The sequence below is a fragment of the Burkholderia sp. SIMBA_051 genome, assembly GCF_046534915.1.
GTDB classification, from domain to species: domain Bacteria; phylum Pseudomonadota; class Gammaproteobacteria; order Burkholderiales; family Burkholderiaceae; genus Burkholderia; species Burkholderia ambifaria.
Genome location: NZ_JAWRXS010000610.1, coordinates 1 through 251, shown reverse-complemented (window position 1 = coordinate 251; position 251 = coordinate 1). Strand labels below are relative to the sequence as shown.

The window sequence follows — 251 nt, the reverse complement described above, 5'->3', positions numbered from 1 at the left end:
CATCTGCGGGGGCTCGGGCGCGAGTGCGTCGGCGGCGGGTTGCAGCGCCGTGCAGACGCACATGACCAACTCGCGGCTCACCGATCCCGAAGTGCTCGAATGGCGCTTCCCGGTTCGCCTCGACGACTTCCGCGTGCGTCACGGCAGCGGCGGCGCGGGGCAATGGCGAGGCGGCGACGGCACCGAGCGGCGCGTCCGCTTTCTCGAACCGATGACCGCCGTCATCCTGTCGAATCGTAGGCGCGTTGCGC

The 251-nt window shown here is 70.9% G+C and carries 1 protein-coding gene; it reads left to right on the top strand.

Annotated elements, in window-relative coordinates:
- Positions 1 to 251, top strand: a 251-nt coding sequence (locus SB771_RS35935; RefSeq protein WP_410722156.1) for a hydantoinase B/oxoprolinase family protein, incomplete at both ends; no start/stop codon positions are given.